Annotated in this window: 1 protein-coding gene; it reads left to right on the top strand. The window is 67.5% G+C overall.

Going from position 1 to position 1,431, the window contains the following annotated elements:
* Positions 1 to 171 precede the first annotated feature (171 nt).
* Positions 172 to 1,410, top strand: a complete 1,239-nt coding sequence (locus ABZS40_RS36675; protein ID WP_354949333.1) for an IS701 family transposase — start codon at positions 172 to 174, stop codon at positions 1,408 to 1,410.
* Positions 1,411 to 1,431: the final 21 nt, after the last annotated feature.

The following is a 1,431-nucleotide window of genomic DNA, read 5'->3' as shown; positions in this document are numbered from 1 at the left end:
TAGTACTCCAGCAGGAGATCCGTTCGGGTCTGTGGTGGCGTGTGGTTTTGTCCGTGGACAGCAAGCAGCCACCGGCGAGTCTCACGGGTTGTGTGGACCTCAGGAGATGCGGCGGTGGCTGCCGCCTACAGAGTAGACGTTCAGCGATGGTCTGAGCTGTTCAGCGGGTTGATGGACGTGGTCGCGTCGCGGTTTGGCCGGCCTGAGCCTCGGCGCCGGGTCCGGGATTTCGTGGCGGGGCTGCTTGCGCCGTTGCCGGTGAAGAACTGCTGGACGATCGCGGAACACGCCGGTGACGTCGGGCCCGGCGGTATGCAGGACCTGATCGGTCGGGCGAGCTGGGACGACGCCGTCGTTCGTGCGGACGTGCGTGACTTCGTCGCGGCGAACCTCGGGCACCCGGACGGGGTGCTACTGGTCGACGAGACCGGGGATCTGAAGAAGGGCACCCACACTGTCGGGGTACAACGGCAGTATTCCGGCACCGCCGGGAAGATCGAGAACTGTCAGCTCGCCGTGCACCTGTCGTATGCCTCACCGCTCGGGCACACCCTGCTCGACGTTGCTCTCTACCTGCCGAAATCGTGGATCGGGGACCCCGCTCGACGTGCTGAGGCCGGGGTGCCCGACACCGTCGGCTTCGCCACGAAACCGCAGCTGGCACGACGGCTCATCGAAACAGCGGTGCTCGGCGGGCTGCCGTGTCGGTGGGTCGCCGGCGACGAAGCCTACGGAGGCGACCCGCACCTGGCCACCGCGCTACGCGACCAGCGGCTCGGCTACGTCCTCGCGGTTGCCTGCTCGCACCGAGTCCCGACCGGACTCGGCATCCAGCGAGCAGACCAGATCACCGCCGGCCTGCCGACACGGGCGTGGCAGCGGATCTCCGCCGGCAACGGGGCGAAGGGCCACCGCTACTACGACTGGGCATTCATCACCCTGCCGCTGGCCGCCGATGAGCACCACGGTCACCACTGGCTCCTGCTCCGCCGCAACCGCACCACAGGTGAGCTGGCGTTCTACCGCTGCTGGTCACCCGACCTCGTTCCGCTGCACCACCTGGTCGCCGTCGCCGGCAGACGGTGGAGCATCGAGGAGTCGTTCCAGGCCGCCAAGACCGGCCTCGGCCTGGACCAGCACCAACACCGCCGCTGGCGCGCCTGGCACCGCTGGACCACCCTCGTCATCGCCGCTCACGCGTTCCTCGCCGCCGCAACAACGACCAACACCACCAGCCCGCGCAGCCTGATCCCGATCACCGTCAACGAACTCCGACGACTGTTCCACGCCCTGATCATCGAACCCACCCGACGCGTCGCCGACGTCATCGCCTGGTCCATCTTCCGACGCCGGCATCAAGCCACAGCCAAGAGCAGCCACTACGCCCGACAAGTCCTCACAGAACCGTGAAACGGATCTCCTGCTGGAGTA

Origin of the sequence: Micromonospora sp. NPDC005324 (genome assembly GCF_040607155.1) — a bacterium.
GTDB classification, from domain to species: domain Bacteria; phylum Actinomycetota; class Actinomycetes; order Mycobacteriales; family Micromonosporaceae; genus Micromonospora; species Micromonospora trifolii.
Note: the sequence above shows the minus strand (reverse complement) of the source record. Positions and strands in the feature narration are given on the sequence as shown.